Raw genomic sequence first — 13464 nt, 5'->3', positions numbered from 1 at the left:
GAGCCGGATGATGCGCGGAATGCGAAAGCCTGGAACAGTACCGTTCGGTATGTTAGCTGCCCGATTGCCGGGCCGGTAGACCGCACCGGCTGTCAGGGGGGCGTGACGGGGCTCACCATCCGGCCGACAGGTTGGTGAAAAGCACAGGTGAGCAGGCTCGCCGACGAGCTATGACCGGGCTGAGCCCGGAAAATTCGGGTGAACCTGTCGGTGCCCATCGGAATACTTGTGCGCGACCGATGAGTTGTCCGATCTGTTCCCGTCTGATCTCGTGTGGCGTCCGGAACGTGGTTGTGACTCGACATCGGCCCACCCCCTCGTTTTCCGCTCACGTACACCCCGGAGGTAGCCGCATGCGCGCCGACATATCCGCCCCGACGACCGGGGGGAAAACGCCGACAGTCATCCGGCTGTTGGTGCTCGCGACCTTCGTGGTGATCCTCAACGAGACCATCATGATCAACGCGATCCCGAGTCTGATGACGGACTTGAAGATCGACCCGCAGGCGGCGCAGTGGGTGTCCACCGTCTTCATGCTCACCATGGCCGCGGTCATCCCCGTCACCGGCTGGTTCCTGCAGCGCGTCAGCACCCGCAAGGCCTACGCCATCGCGATGGGCGTCTTCCTGGCCGGCACCGCGCTGTCCGCGGTCGCGCCGACCTTCGCGGTGCTGCTGCTCGGCCGGGTCATCCAGGCCGGCGGCACCGCGGTGATGATGCCGCTGCTGATGACCACGCTGATGACGGTGGTGCCCGAGGAAGCCCGCGGCAAGGTGATGGGCAACGTCACCCTGGCCATCTCGGTGGCCCCGGCGATGGGCCCGGTCGTCTCCGGCCTGGTGCTCCGCTTCGCCGAATGGCGCTGGCTGTTCGTGCTGGTGCTGCCGATCGCGGGCGCGGTCACCTACCTGGGCTACCGCAAGCTCGAAGATGTCGGCGAGCCGCAGGCCGGTGAGATCGATTGGTCCAGCGTGGCTTTCGCGGCGCTCGGCTTCGGCGCGCTGGTCTACGGCCTGAGCAAGTTCTCGCCGGACAATGTCGCCAGCCCGGCGCTGCTGGTCGTCGCCGGTATCGCGCTGGTCGCGGTGTTCGCGGTCCGGCAGCTCAAGCTGCAGCGCACCGGTACTCCGCTGCTGGATCTGCGGGTGCTGCTGGCCGGCACCTTCACCAAGGGCCTGGTCCTGATGTCGATCGCCTTCCTGGCGATGCTCGGCTCGATGATGCTGCTGCCGCTGTATCTGCAGGGCGTGCGGCACCTCTCGGCGCTGGAGACCGGCTTCCTGGTCATGCCCGGCGGCCTGGCCATGGGTCTGCTCGGCCCGACCGTCGGCAAGATCTTCGACCGCTTCGGCGGCCGGGTCCTGGTGATCCCCGGCTCGATCGGCATCACCGTGTCGCTGGCCGGTTTCACCCAGATCTCCATGGACATGCCGTACTGGCAGCTGCTGGGCCTGCACATCCTGCTGATGATCTCGCTGGCCGCGGCGTTCACCCCGGTGTTCACCCTGAGTCTGGGCGCGCTGCCGCCGCACCTGTACTCGCACGGCAGCTCGATGCTGGGCACGTTGCAGCAGGTGTCCGCGGCGTTCGGCACCGCGCTGGTCATCACCGTCATGACGGCCCGCGCCAAGTCGCTGGTCGAGGGCGGCGCCGAACCGATCGCCGCGGAACTCGACGGTATGCGCCTGGCGTTCGGCATCTCGGCCGCACTGTCGGTGATCGTGATCATCATGGCGCTGGTGCTTCCGGCCCGCGCCGCCGATCACGGGCACGGCGCGCCGGTCGAGGTCGAGGACGAAGCGCCCGCCCCGCAGCTGGTCAAGGACTAGACCTGGCGCTGATCCGAACGGGAAGCCCCGCACCGACTCCGGTGCGGGGCTTTCCCGTTTTCGAGCACCTGTGCGGCGCGCCCGGCCCGCACGGCAACACGCCGGAGCCGCCCGGTCCCGAATGCCGGTTTGAACCACCGGCGCGCACTGCCACGTACACAATGCGAAACAGGTGGATTCAGCGCGCTGGCAGCACGCCGCGGGCGAGCGGGCCGAATGCAGCTGTCCGGCAACGACAGTGGAGCGCCCATGCGGAAACGTCTCGGACCATGGCTGACCTTGGCGGCGGTGGCCGTGCTCGGTCTGGCCCTGCTGGTCGTCAATATGTCCAAGGACACCGAACCCACTACCGCGCAACCGAATTCGGGCCCGGCCAGTGCGTCCGCCGCCCCGGCCACCGCGCCGAAGGCGACGCCGTTTCCCGCGAACGCCGACTATGTCGCCACCATCGCGCTGGACGCGGGCGGGACCATGACGCTGGAGATCACGGTCGAGGGTGACAAGGCCATCGCCTACGCCTGCGACGGGAAGACCATCGAGTCGTGGCTGCAGGGCACCGCCATCAACGGTGCGCTCAAGCTGACCGGCAAGAACGACGCCACCCTGACCGGCACACACGACGGCAAAGCCGTCAACGGGAACCTCTCGATCGGCGGAAAGCAGTGGGAATTCACCGCTTCGCCGGTCACGCCGCCGGCCGGGCTCTACGTCTACACCGAGGGCGGGGTCCGGCAGAGCTGGATCGTGGACGACAACGGCGGCGTCACGGGCGTGCAGCGCGCCGCGAACGGCGCTACCTCCCCGGCCGCGCCTTTGAACTCCGACGCGACGGCAATCGTGAACGGCAGAAAGATCACAGCGACCAAGGTAAGTGGTGGTGACAGTGTCGGCTGATCCCAACGCGCCCACCGTCCGGCAGGTGCAACCGGCCCGCCCGGCGGCCATCGTGATCCCGCTCCTCGCGGGCGCGGCGGTCGCGGTGGTCCTCGGGGTGTACGCGAAAGCCCATGATCCGCGGTTCTTCTCGGTGAACGTGGCCGGGTTCTCCAGCCCGACGTCGGTCAAGACCTGGCTGGCCACGCTGGCGTTCGGGCTGGCGCTGTTCCAGCTGTTCTCGGCGGCGGCGCTGTACGGCAAGATCCGGCCGCTCGCGCGGGCGTCGTGGACCGGGCCCGCGCACGTCTGGTCCGGGCGGCTGGCGGTGCTGGCCACCGTCCCGGTCGCGGTGCACTGCCTCTACGCGCTGGGCTATCAGGACTCGACGACCCGGGTGCTGCTGCATTCGCTGTTCGGGTGCTTCTTCTACGGCGCGTTCGTCGCGAAGATGCTGCTGCTCACCCGTAAGGGCCTGCCCGGATGGGTCATCCCGATCGCGGGCGGTGTGGTGTTCAGCGGACTAACCTTCGTTTGGCTGACCTCAGCGCTCTGGTTCTTTCTCAACAACGGCCTGACCTTCTAACGAAAGCTCGAGCTATGACCATTCCTGATGTGAACCGCCGCACGGTCGTGGCGGGCGCGGGCGCCCTGGCCGCCGCCACGCTGGCCGCCTGCTCCACCTACGGCAAGGACGACGCCGAACCCGCGACGACCGAACCGGCGCAGCCCGGTACCGCCGGCGCCACCGGCACCGGCGGTATCGCCAAGACCGCCGATATCCCGGTCGGCGGCGGCAAGATTCTCGGCAGCACCGTGGTGACGCAACCGACCGCGGGCCAGTTCGTCGGGCTGGACGTCACCTGCACGCACGCCGGCTGCAAGGTCAACGAGATCGCCGGCGGCACCATCAACTGCCCGTGCCACGGCAGCAAGTTCAACCTGGACGGTTCGGTCGCGACCGGCCCGGCCACCCGCCCGCTGAAGTCGAAAAGCGTTCGGGTGGAGGGTGATTCGATCGTAGAAGGCTAGGCGTCGTCGAACATCGCGGCCATCCGCTTGTCCATCTCCTCCGGCGGTACGTCTTCGACGTGGGTGGCCACGGTCCAGCGGTGGCCCCACGGGTCCTCGAAGGCGCCGCTGCGGTCGCCGTAGAACTGGGTCGTCATGGGGGTGAGTTCCCGGGATCCGGATTGCAGGGCGGCGGCGAACGCGGCGTCGGCATCCTCGACGTAGACGTAGAGGTTGACGGGCGTGCCGCCGACGGTCTTCGGGTCGAGGAATTCCATCTCCGGCGCCGGGTCACCGAGCATGATCAGCGAATTGCCCAGCACCAGCTCGCAGTGCGCGATCTTGCCGTCGGGGCGGGGCATGCGCATCCGCTCGGATGCGCCGAACACGTGCTTGTAGAAGTCGATCGCGGCGGCGGCGCCGTCGACCGCCAAACCCGGGGAGACCTGCGGATATCCGTCGGGGATGGGCTTGACATCAGACATGAGAGACCTCCGGTCGTGTCAATCGTGGTAACGGTTCCGAGCCTATTCCCGGGTCCTGGGGAAATGGCCTGTTCGACCGGATGATCTAGATTTTGGCGGTTCCCGACTAGGGACCGGCGACGCCGCGCAGGCGGCGCACCTGGGCCGCGGTCACCGCGGTGAGCACGCCGGGATCGACCGCGTCCGGCGCGGTCACCGCCACCTGGGTGAGCGTGTTGCCGACCTGGACGAGCGAGACCAGCGTCAGCAGGGTGACGCCGGCGCTGGTGGTGCGCAGTTGGAACGAGGTGGCGGCGTCGCCCGCGGCCGGTTGTTCGAGACTGCCGAGCCGGAAATCGATGGTGGTCTTGTCCGCGTCGGTCCCGCTGTAGCTGGTGCAGCCGCGCAGCGTCTGCTGGACCGCGGCGAAGGCCGGGCCGAGCTGGTCGGCCGGATAGCTGGCGGCGTCGATGTCGATGCTGGAGAAATTGGGGCCGTTGTAGCCGATGAAGTTCCAGGCGGGCGCTTCCGGGCGCTGCTCGCCGATCGGGGTCATGACCTTCTCGCAGCCCGCCGGGCGGGTCGGCGGCGGGTCGCCGAGCGGGAGGTCGGCGGAGCGGGACATCCCCGAGGGCGTGAATCCGGCGGGCAGGTCGGCGGGGTCGAGCAAGCGGGCCAGCAACACCTCCGAATCGGTGATCGGCGCACCGCCGGCGGGCGCCGCGGCGGTGACCGGGCCGAACGCGGGCAGCGCGGACTTGTCGTCGTCAGGGCCCTCGGTAGAGCAGGCGGCCAGCGCCGTGCCCAGACCGGCCAAGACCAGGCCGAGCAGACCCTTTCGAGCGACCCGCAAGCAATCGCTACGGCCCCGGATCACTCGGTCCACGAGACCTGCGTGGTGATCGTCTGCTGCAGATTGCTCTGGCTGTTCGGGTCACGGTAGGCCTGATGGCCGCCGACCGTGATGGTCCCCGACACCGGCAGCGGCAAGCCGAGATCCACGGTGATGGTGCCCTGGCCCTGCATCACATAGTCCTCGATATCGAGGGTGCCCGCGTTGTTGGGCAGCGACCACACCTTCGTCTTGGGGATCTGCGTGACATTCAGATCGACGACCAGCCGGTTGCCGTCGCGGTGGGTGAGCGTCGCGGTGGTCACCTGATCGAGGGTGACGCCACCGTCGACCTCCTGGTGCACCGTCCACACCGCGCCTTCCCCGACCGCCTCGTCGGGGAACATGACCGAGCGGTAGACCGCTTGGTAGAAGGCCTGTTCCAGCGCGGCGCGCGCGGCGTTGGAGGTGTCGGGTGACGGTTGCAGGCGCAGCGCGGTGATCGCGCCGTCGTCGTTGAACTCGAAACCGGCGTGTGAACCGCCCGCGGCGGTGAGCGCCTTGGCCAGCGCCGGATCGGTGCTGGTGACCGCGCCGAGCGTGAGGTCACACCCGTCGGCATTGGTCTGCGCCGTCATCGGGATGGTCAGCGGCGCGGTCGAGAAGTCGCGCACCGGTTGATCATTGATCTGCTGCTGGATGCGGTGCTCGGTGCGCAGCGTCACCTGCTGGGTGGTCCCCGCCGCGTAGCTGGGGCGCAGCACGGCGCGCGGCTCCGCGCCGGCGGAGACCAGGCGGGCCGCCGATTCCGAGATCGGCACGGTGACTTCCTTACCGATGCCGAGCGGTTCGGTGCCGTCGGACACCGCCGCGGTGTCGGAGTCGTCGGCGCAACCGACGGTGAACGCCGAAAGCCCGAGCGCGAGCACGACCAGCAGCACGCCGGAACGCACGCCGGAACGCGCGATCCGGGGGGCGTGGGGGGAAGACAACACCGTCACAACCGACAGCGTACGACCGCTTCCTGAGTGGCGGCTTTGAGCAACGCAATTCCGGAGCCGAACACGCCCGCGCGGAGGCGCGGTGCAGCCGGTTTGCGGGACTGAGAGATGATGATCGTCGTGAGTAGCGATGAGGCGGCCCCCGCCGTGCCCGAACCCGACCCCGCCCCGCGGCGCTTGCGCACGCTGCTGCTCATCGCAGTGGTGCTGCTGGCGCTGGATCTGCTCACCAAAACCATCGCGGTCGCCCAGCTCACCCCGGGTGATCCGGTCTACCTGATCGGCGATTGGGCCCGATTCTCGCTGGTGCGCAACCCGGGCGCGGCGTTCTCCATGGCCACCGGCATGACCTGGCTGCTGACCCTGGTCGCGGCCGGTGTGGTGATCGGGGTCATCCGGATCGGGCGCACGCTGCAGTCGCTGTGGTGGGCGATCGGGCTGGGCATGGTGCTCGGCGGCGCGCTCGGCAATCTGATCGACCGGCTGTTCCGCGCGCCGGGACCGTTGCAGGGCCATGTGGTCGATTTCGTCGCGATCGGCTGGTGGCCGGTGTTCAACGTGGCCGACTCCGCCATCGTCTGCGGCGCGATTCTGCTGGTGGCCTTGACAGTGTTCGGTTTCGAACCGGATGGGACGCGGCACGGACACGAGAAAGGCACCATCGAGGAGGAGAAGGCGGCATGAGGGAGACCAGGTCTATGCCCGTGCCGGACGGGCTCGACGGGATGCGGGTGGACGCGGGACTATCGCGGTTGCTGGGGTTGTCCCGCACCGCGGTGGCGGCGCTCGCCTCGGATGGCTCGGTGCAGCTCGACGGTGTGGCCGCGGGTAAGTCGGATCGCCTGGTCGGGGGCGCCTGGCTGGAGGTCGAGTTCCCGGAGCCCAAGCGGGAGTTGACGGTCGAGGTCGCGCCGGTGGAGGGCATGAAGATCCTCTACGCCGACGACGACATCGTCGCGGTGGACAAGCCGGTCGGCGTGGCCGCGCACACCGGTGTCGGCTGGACCGGACCGACGGTGGTGGGCGGGCTGGCCGCGGCGGGGTACCGGATTTCCACCTCGGGCGCCCATGAGCGCCAGGGGATCGTGCACCGGCTCGACGTCGGCACCTCCGGCGTGATGGTGGTCGCGCAGTCCGAGCATGCTTACACGGTGCTCAAGCGCGCGTTCAAGCAGCGCACCGTCGAGAAGCGGTATCACGCTCTGGTGCAGGGGCATCCGGATCCCTCCAGCGGCACCATCGACGCGCCGATCGGGCGGGCGCGGGGCAACGACTGGAAGTTCGCGGTCACCTCGGACGGACGGCCGAGCGTCACCCATTACGACACGATCGAGGCGTTCCAGGCGGCCAGCCTGCTCGATATCCATCTGGAAACCGGCCGGACGCACCAGATTCGGGTGCACTTCTCCGCGATCCGGCATCCTTGCTGCGGCGATCTGACCTACGGCGCGGATCCGCGGCTGGCCGAACGGCTCGGGCTGGAACGGCAGTGGCTGCACGCGAAGACGCTGGGTTTCAACCATCCGGCCGATGGGCGGTGGCTGGAGATCGAATCCGAGTACCCGGACGATCTGAAGAACGCGCTGGGTGTTCTGCGCAATGCCTGAAAGCCCCGGTGCGGCAGGCTCTTCCGCGCTGAAGCGGGGGGCGCTGTATGGGGCGGTCGCCGTCGGCGTGTCGGCGTTGATGTTCACGCTCGGCACGTTGAATCCGCCGCGCCCACTCGGGGTGGGGACCGATCGGCTCGGTCCCGAACAGGGCGAGACCGTCGCGGATTATCTTGCGCGGGCCCAGAATTCGCTCACCGGCGGGGACACCGCCGAGCACTGGGCGCTGGTGTCGTTCACCACCGAACTCGCACCGACGGCCATACCCGCGCACAGTGCCGCCCTGCGGATCGGGCAAGTGCTGCACCGGGTTCCGCTCCCCCGGGTCCAGACGCCGATCGTCACCGTCGGGGTTCCGGCGGGCGACGCCGTCGCCATCGCTTCGGCGGACAACGCCGCCTGGCAGCTCCAAGCACAGCTCGAGCGGGACGAGGCGCTGGGCGTCTTGAGCGACCGCACCCTCCGGGCCACCTCGGTCTCCATCGCCCGCCTTCGTGCCGGTTGCGCCTGCACCGTCGGTCTTGTCGTCCGCGGCAACCTCGCCCAGCTCCGAAACCTCGCCGCCGGCACCGGCATTCGCGCCGTCGAAGCGCTCCCCGCCGACGCCGTCGACGGCCGCTTCGCCGTCACCCCGCTCCTCCCCGAGCACACCACCACCATCACACCCACCCCTGACGACGGGCCCGTCCCCGAGCAATAGCAAGATCACCCGGAACTGGTGGCGGTCGCTGCTCGCACGATGCCGCCGGGAGTTCCGGGTGCTCTTGGCTGGGAGTGGTTACAGGGGAAGCAGTTCCGGTTCCCGGGTGGCCGGTCGAGGATGAGCGGGTTCGGGCAGGCGGGAGGGCCACCAGACTCGGCCGCCCGCGATCAGGGTGAGAGCGGGGACGAGGACGGAGCGGACCAGCAGGGTGTCGAGGAGGACGCCGAAGGCGACCGCGAAACCTACCTGGGCCAAGGCGACCAGCGGCAGTGTGACCAGGACCGCGAAGGTGGCGGCCAGGACTATGCCGGCGGAGGTGATGACGCCGCCGGTGACCGACAGGCTCCGCAGGATGCCGGCTCGGGTGCCGTGCTGCCGGGCTTCTTCCCGGGCGCGGCTGACCAGGAAGATGTTGTAGTCGACGCCGAGGGCGACCAGGAACAGGAACGCCAGCAGGATCAGGCCGGAGTCCAGGCCCTCGAAGCCGAACAGGTGCTCGAAGAGGAAAACGCTCGCACCCAGAGCGGAGCCGAAGGACAGCACCACGGTGAGCACCAGGCCGATCGGTGCGGCGATGGAGCGGAGCAGCAGGCCGAGCACGATCGTCACCACCAGCAGCACCAAGGGGATGACGACCCAGCGGTCCCGCTCGGAGGAGTTCGCGATGTCGAGGTTCGAGGCGCTGGGGCCGCCGACCACGGTGCCCGGCGCCAGGTCCGGCAGTGCGGAACGGAGTCGGTCGATGGTCGCGTATTCGGCCGTGGAATCCGCCGGATCCCGTGGGATCGCGGTGATTTCGGAGAACTCCGGTCCCGTGCGCCCGGCTTCGGCCGCGCCGATGCCGGGGTCGGCTTCGGTGGCGCGCAGCACCGCGTCACGAGAACCGTTGGGGGTCATGATCAGTAGCGGTGTGCCGGCCCGGTCCGGGAAGTGGGCGGCGAGAGTCTTCGTGCCTGCCACCGATTCCGGGGTCTGCACGAACTGGTCCGCTCGCGAGAGGGCGTCGGTGTTGCCGAGCAGGCCGAGGCTCAGCAGCCCGAGCACGGCGACCGAGGCGAGCGCCGAAACCACCGGGCGGCGGGCGATATTCGTGCCGATCCGGTCCCACAGCGTGGTCTTCGCCTGGACAGCGGACTGCACATGCGGGATGCGCGGCCAGAAGATCCACCGTCCGCACACCACCAGCAGGGCTGGGAACAGCGTCACCATCACCACCAGGGTGCACACGATTCCGGCCGCGCCGACCGGGCCCATGCCCGCCGCGCTGTTCATATCGGCGGCCAGCAGGCACAGCAGACCCAGGCTGACCGTCGCCGCCGACGCGGCGATCGCGGGCACCGAGGTGCGCAGTGCGGACAGCATGGCGCCTGCCACATCCGAACGATGGTGCAGCTCTTCGCGATACCGGGCGACGATGAGCAGCGCGTAGTCGGTGCCGACGCCGAACACCAGAATCGTCAGCACGGCGGCGCTCTGGTCGTTGACCGTGACGTCGAAAGTCTTGCCCAGCCCGTACACCGCCGCCATCGACGCGATGTTCGCGCCGGCCACCGAGATCAGCGGCACCAGCCACAGCAGCGGACTGCGGTAGGTGAGCAACAGGATCGCCGTCACCACCAGCGCGGTGACCAGCAGGAGACGTTCATCGATGCCTTCGAACGCACCCTCGAAATCCGCGCCCAGCGCGCCCGGGCCGGTGACCTGGACGGTGAGCCCCTGCGGGTGCTCGGCCACCATCGCCCGGAATTCCTCGATGTACTCGGCGGATTCGCCGTGTGACTGGTCCACGATCACCGGGTACATCAGGGCCTGGCCGTCGGCGGCGGTGAGCGGCTGCGACGGCCCGCCCTCCGCGCCGAATTTCGCCCGCAGCGCCGCGTACTGGGCGGTGGCCGTGGCGCGGTCGGCGTCGGTGACGCCGGTGTCCCGCTGATACACGACCAGAAAGACATTCGAGGTCCCGCCGGGCAGCGTCGCCTCCAGCTCGGCCGCCAGGGTGGACTGCGCGGCGGCGGGCAGATAGTCGGTTTCCTTGTCGGACTTGACATCATCGAGGCTGCCGGCGAACGGCGTCAGCGCGGCCAGCACCGCGATCCACAAACCGATGAGCAGCCACGCTCTGGACTTCATCCCCATCACTGTCTCCTTGCTACGGACATAGGAGCAGCCTCGCGGGAATGCGAGGGGAAAACGTCAGCCCAGGGAGGGCTGTTACGGATACTCCGCGCGGAGTACGCGGCGAATGCCGTCCCGGCGGACAATGGCTGGAATGGATACCGAGCAGCGGCCACCGGCGGTGGTGGGAAAGAAACGGCCGGCCCGGTGGTGGGGCGACGGCATCCTCGCGGTCCTGCTGGTGGTCAGCGAACTGATCGCCGCGACGCTGATCCCCAACGTGCGCCCGATCGACGGTTTCGGCACCGCGCTGCTGGTGCTGGCGACGGTGCCGCTTGCCGCCCGCACCTTCGCACCGATCCCGGTGCTGGCGGTGCACCTGGCGATGGCGATTCCCTACCACGCCAGCGAGTTCCCGCACGAAGCGATCATCCCGGCGACCATCGTCGCGCTGTACACCGCCGCCCGATTCGGCAGTCGTCGCCAGACCGCGGTCATGATCGTCGCGGTGCTGACCTTCGGCCTCGCCGGCATCATGATGTCCGGCGAGAAGGGCGAGAACATCGCGCTGCAAGCCTTCGGTGCGGTCGGCTGGATCGTGCTCGCCTGCGTGGCGGGTGAAGCCGTGCGCCTGCATCGCGCCTACATCGCCGAGGTGCTGGATCGCGCCGACCGCGCGGAACGCTCCCGCGACGAGGAAGCGCGCCGCCAGGTCGCCGAGGAACGCCTCCGCATCGCCCGCGACCTGCACGACCTGCTCGCCCACACGATCACCGTCATACAGGTGCAGGCCGGCGTAGCCGCCCACCTGCTCACCGAACGCCAGGCGGAACCGGCGACGGTGCTCGGCGCCCTGGACACCATCTCCGACGCCTGCGCCGAGGCCCGCGCCGAACTCGCCGCCACCGTCGGGGTCCTGCGCGCACCACCGGGCGAATCACGCGCGGCGCTGCCGAGCCTGGCCCAGGTGCGCACCCTCCTCGACCGCGCCGAATCCGCCGGTCTGACAGTGCGATTCGAGACCACCGGCGACACCCGAACCCTCACCCCCGCCGTCGAAATGGTCGGCTACCGCATCATTCAGGAGGCCCTCACCAATGTCGCCAAACACGCCCAGGCCACCCAGGTGACCCTGCTACTCGACTACCGCCCCGACCGCCTGCTCCTCACCGTCGCCGACAACGGCCGCGGATTCGGCTCCGGCACTCCGGGGTTCGGTATCCGCGGCATGGCCGAGCGAGCCGAGGCGATCGGCGGTCACGTCAAGGCACAGGGTTCCGCGACCGGCTTCATCGTCACCGCCGACCTCCCCGCCAACGGCCACAATCAAATCGGGACCACCCCGAATCTCGCAGTGCCGCAGGACCGGCCACCGCGCGACGCTTTCGCGACAGCCACGCCGGCCCGTGGGGAAATCGCTGGAGGTATCGCATGATTCGGGTGGTGCTGGCGGATGACCAGGCTCTGGTGCGCGGGGCTTTCGCCATGCTGGTCGCGTCCGCGCCGGATATGACGGTGGTGGGCGAGGCCGGGAACGGTCGGCAGGCAGTCGAATTGGCGCGTAGTGAGCGGGCCGATGTTGTCGTGATGGATATTCGGATGCCGGATCTCGATGGCATCGCGGCTACGACGCTTATTGCTGCGGATGAGGATCTGGCCGGAGTCCGGGTACTGGTGCTGACCACGTATGACACCGATGACAATGTGCTGGCCGCGTTGCGTGCCGGTGCCAGTGGGTTTCTCATCAAGGACACCAAACCGGCGGCGCTGCTGGACGCTATCCGCACGGTGGCCGCCGGGGAAGCGTTGCTTTCCCCGAGTGCGACCGCGACGGTGATCGCTCGGGTGCGCTCGGTTCCCGATCCCACGCCGCGGCCGAGTCTCGGCGCGCTCACCGATCGCGAGCTCGACGTGCTGGTGCTGATCGCGAAGGGACATACCAATGCCGAGATCGCGGAATCCCTTGTCGTGAGCCCGCTTACCGTGAAGACACACGTCAGCCGCATCTTGGCGAAGGTGCTCGCGCGCGACCGAGTCCAGTTGGTGATTGCCGCCTACGAAGCCGGGCTGGTCACCCCCGACCGGCTCTGACAGCCCGCTGCCTGCCCGCTTACGGCCCGCCCTAGCAGTACCCCCGTTCTCCCGGCAGCATGCCCTCGCACAGGTTGCGGCCTGTGCGAGAGCGTATTCGGTGTTCAGTCCGGCAGAGTCACCACGCCGTCGAGGTAGCGGCGGCAGCGCCCGTACAGGAACACGCGGTCACCGTCGAGTTCGCCGCGCAGGCTGCCGCCGCGGCGGGAGAGCTGGCGGGCGGTGATGCGGTTGCGCCCCAGTTCGCGGCACCACAGCGGAATCAGTTGAGCGTGAGCCGATCCGGTCACCGGGTCCTCGGCGATGCCGAGTTCCGGGCCGAAGACGCGGGAGACGATGTCGGAAGTGTCGCCGAGGGCGGTGATCACGGCGTCGAAGCGCAGCGGCGGGAAGGCGGCGAAGTCGGGGGTGGCGTCGCGGACTTCCTGTTCGGAGCCGAGCACGAGGATTTCGTCGAAACCGGTGTAGGCGCGGACCGGGCGGACGCCGAGCGCGGCCACCAGGGCGGGGTCCGGCTCGACCTCGGTGGAGGCGAGGGCCGGCAGGTCCAGCACGTATTCGTCGTCGTCGGTGCGGTCCACGCGCAGCCAGCCGCTGCGCGTGTAGAAGTTGACCTGATCGACGCCGGGGTAGACGTCCTCCAGGATCTGGGCGGCGCTGGCCAGGGTGGCGTGGCCGCACAGCTCGACCTCGACGGTAGGGGTGAACCAGCGCAGATGGAAGGTCGGTCCGGCGCCTGGCGGCGGACCGGCTTCCGGGGGTAATTGCGAAGTGTAGAAGGCGGTTTCGGCGAGGTTGTTCTCCCGCGCCAAGTCGAGCAGCAACTGGTCAGGCAACCAACCCGGCAGCGGCATGACCGCGGCCGGGTTGCCCGAGAACGGTGCGTCCGTGAACGCGTCGATCTGGTGCAGCAATACCTCCATAGTCGCTGAAGGTAC

14 protein-coding genes are annotated in these 13464 nt (G+C 68.9%); 9 read left to right on the top strand and 5 right to left on the bottom strand.

From position 1 onward, the window contains the following. The first annotated feature begins 353 nt into the window (after nt 1-353). The 4 genes from AB0M14_RS35535 (at nt 354) to AB0M14_RS35520 (ending at nt 3734) form a co-directional block, all read left to right on the top strand. Nucleotides 354-1829: an MDR family MFS transporter gene (locus AB0M14_RS35535; RefSeq protein WP_365003764.1), complete on the top strand. Its 1476-nt coding sequence runs from the start codon at nt 354-356 to the stop codon at nt 1827-1829. A gap of 249 nt (nt 1830-2078) precedes the next feature. Continuing rightward, on the top strand, nt 2079-2723 hold the full coding sequence (locus AB0M14_RS35530) for a hypothetical protein (protein ID WP_365003761.1): 645 nt from the start codon (nt 2079-2081) through the stop codon (nt 2721-2723). Beyond that, nucleotides 2713-3288, top strand: a complete 576-nt coding sequence (locus AB0M14_RS35525) for a DUF6529 family protein (RefSeq protein WP_365003902.1) — start codon at nt 2713-2715, stop codon at nt 3286-3288. Before AB0M14_RS35530 ends, AB0M14_RS35525 begins: the two co-directional genes overlap by 11 nt. A gap of 14 nt (nt 3289-3302) precedes the next feature. Next, a complete protein-coding gene (locus AB0M14_RS35520) occupies nt 3303-3734 on the top strand; it encodes a Rieske (2Fe-2S) protein (protein WP_365003758.1) in 432 nt (143 codons plus the stop codon). Here the strand turns inward: AB0M14_RS35520 and AB0M14_RS35515 are convergent. The 3 genes from AB0M14_RS35515 to AB0M14_RS35505 form a co-directional block, all read right to left on the bottom strand. Further along, nucleotides 3731-4198, bottom strand: a complete 468-nt coding sequence (locus AB0M14_RS35515) for a VOC family protein (protein ID WP_365003755.1) — start codon at nt 4196-4198, stop codon at nt 3731-3733. The genes AB0M14_RS35520 and AB0M14_RS35515 overlap by 4 nt on opposite strands. A 106-nt stretch (nt 4199-4304) precedes the next feature. After that, nucleotides 4305-5030: a hypothetical protein gene (locus AB0M14_RS35510; protein WP_365003752.1), complete on the bottom strand. Its 726-nt coding sequence runs from the start codon at nt 5028-5030 to the stop codon at nt 4305-4307. Nucleotides 5031-5050: 20 nt separating this feature from the next. Continuing rightward, nucleotides 5051-6004, bottom strand: a complete 954-nt coding sequence (locus AB0M14_RS35505; RefSeq protein WP_365003899.1) for a hypothetical protein — start codon at nt 6002-6004, stop codon at nt 5051-5053. 126 nt (nt 6005-6130) lie between these two features. Here AB0M14_RS35505 and lspA point away from each other — a divergent pair, with 126 nt between their 5' ends. Genes lspA through AB0M14_RS35490 form a run of 3 tightly spaced genes read left to right on the top strand, consistent with a single transcriptional unit; the run spans nt 6131 to nt 8317 of the window. Then, the gene (lspA, locus tag AB0M14_RS35500) at nt 6131-6694 is read left to right on the top strand and encodes a signal peptidase II (RefSeq protein ID WP_365003749.1); all 564 of its coding nucleotides are present in this window, start codon (nt 6131-6133) and stop codon (nt 6692-6694) included. Beyond that, nucleotides 6691-7617 (top strand): RluA family pseudouridine synthase, encoded by a 927-nt coding sequence (locus AB0M14_RS35495; RefSeq protein WP_365003746.1) that lies wholly within the window; start codon nt 6691-6693, stop codon nt 7615-7617. The genes lspA and AB0M14_RS35495 overlap by 4 nt, the downstream gene beginning before the upstream one ends. Continuing rightward, nucleotides 7610-8317, top strand: a complete 708-nt coding sequence (locus AB0M14_RS35490) for a hypothetical protein (protein ID WP_365003743.1) — start codon at nt 7610-7612, stop codon at nt 8315-8317. Before AB0M14_RS35495 ends, AB0M14_RS35490 begins: the two co-directional genes overlap by 8 nt. Before the next feature lie 78 nt (nt 8318-8395). On the opposite strand, the gene AB0M14_RS35485 is transcribed toward AB0M14_RS35490, so the two are convergent. After that, on the bottom strand, nt 8396-10450 hold the full coding sequence (locus AB0M14_RS35485) for an MMPL family transporter (RefSeq protein WP_365003740.1): 2055 nt from the start codon (nt 10448-10450) through the stop codon (nt 8396-8398). 139 nt (nt 10451-10589) lie between these two features. Here AB0M14_RS35485 and AB0M14_RS35480 point away from each other — a divergent pair, with 139 nt between their 5' ends. Further along, nucleotides 10590-11870 carry a histidine kinase gene (locus AB0M14_RS35480; RefSeq protein ID WP_365003737.1) on the top strand — a complete coding sequence of 427 codons (1281 nt, stop codon included), beginning with the start codon at nt 10590-10592 and terminating at the stop codon, nt 11868-11870. Continuing rightward, the gene (locus AB0M14_RS35475) at nt 11867-12526 is read left to right on the top strand and encodes a response regulator transcription factor (protein WP_365003734.1); all 660 of its coding nucleotides are present in this window, start codon (nt 11867-11869) and stop codon (nt 12524-12526) included. The genes AB0M14_RS35480 and AB0M14_RS35475 overlap by 4 nt, the downstream gene beginning before the upstream one ends. A 104-nt stretch (nt 12527-12630) precedes the next feature. Here the strand turns inward: AB0M14_RS35475 and AB0M14_RS35470 are convergent, their stop codons facing one another. Continuing rightward, complete coding sequence (locus AB0M14_RS35470) at nt 12631-13449, bottom strand: PhzF family phenazine biosynthesis protein (protein WP_365003731.1); 819 nt, start codon at nt 13447-13449, stop codon at nt 12631-12633. Nucleotides 13450-13464: the final 15 nt, after the last annotated feature.

This window comes from Nocardia sp. NPDC051832 (assembly GCF_040681285.1).
GTDB lineage: Bacteria > Actinomycetota > Actinomycetes > Mycobacteriales > Mycobacteriaceae > Nocardia.
Note: the sequence above shows the minus strand (reverse complement) of the source record. Positions and strands in the feature narration are given on the sequence as shown.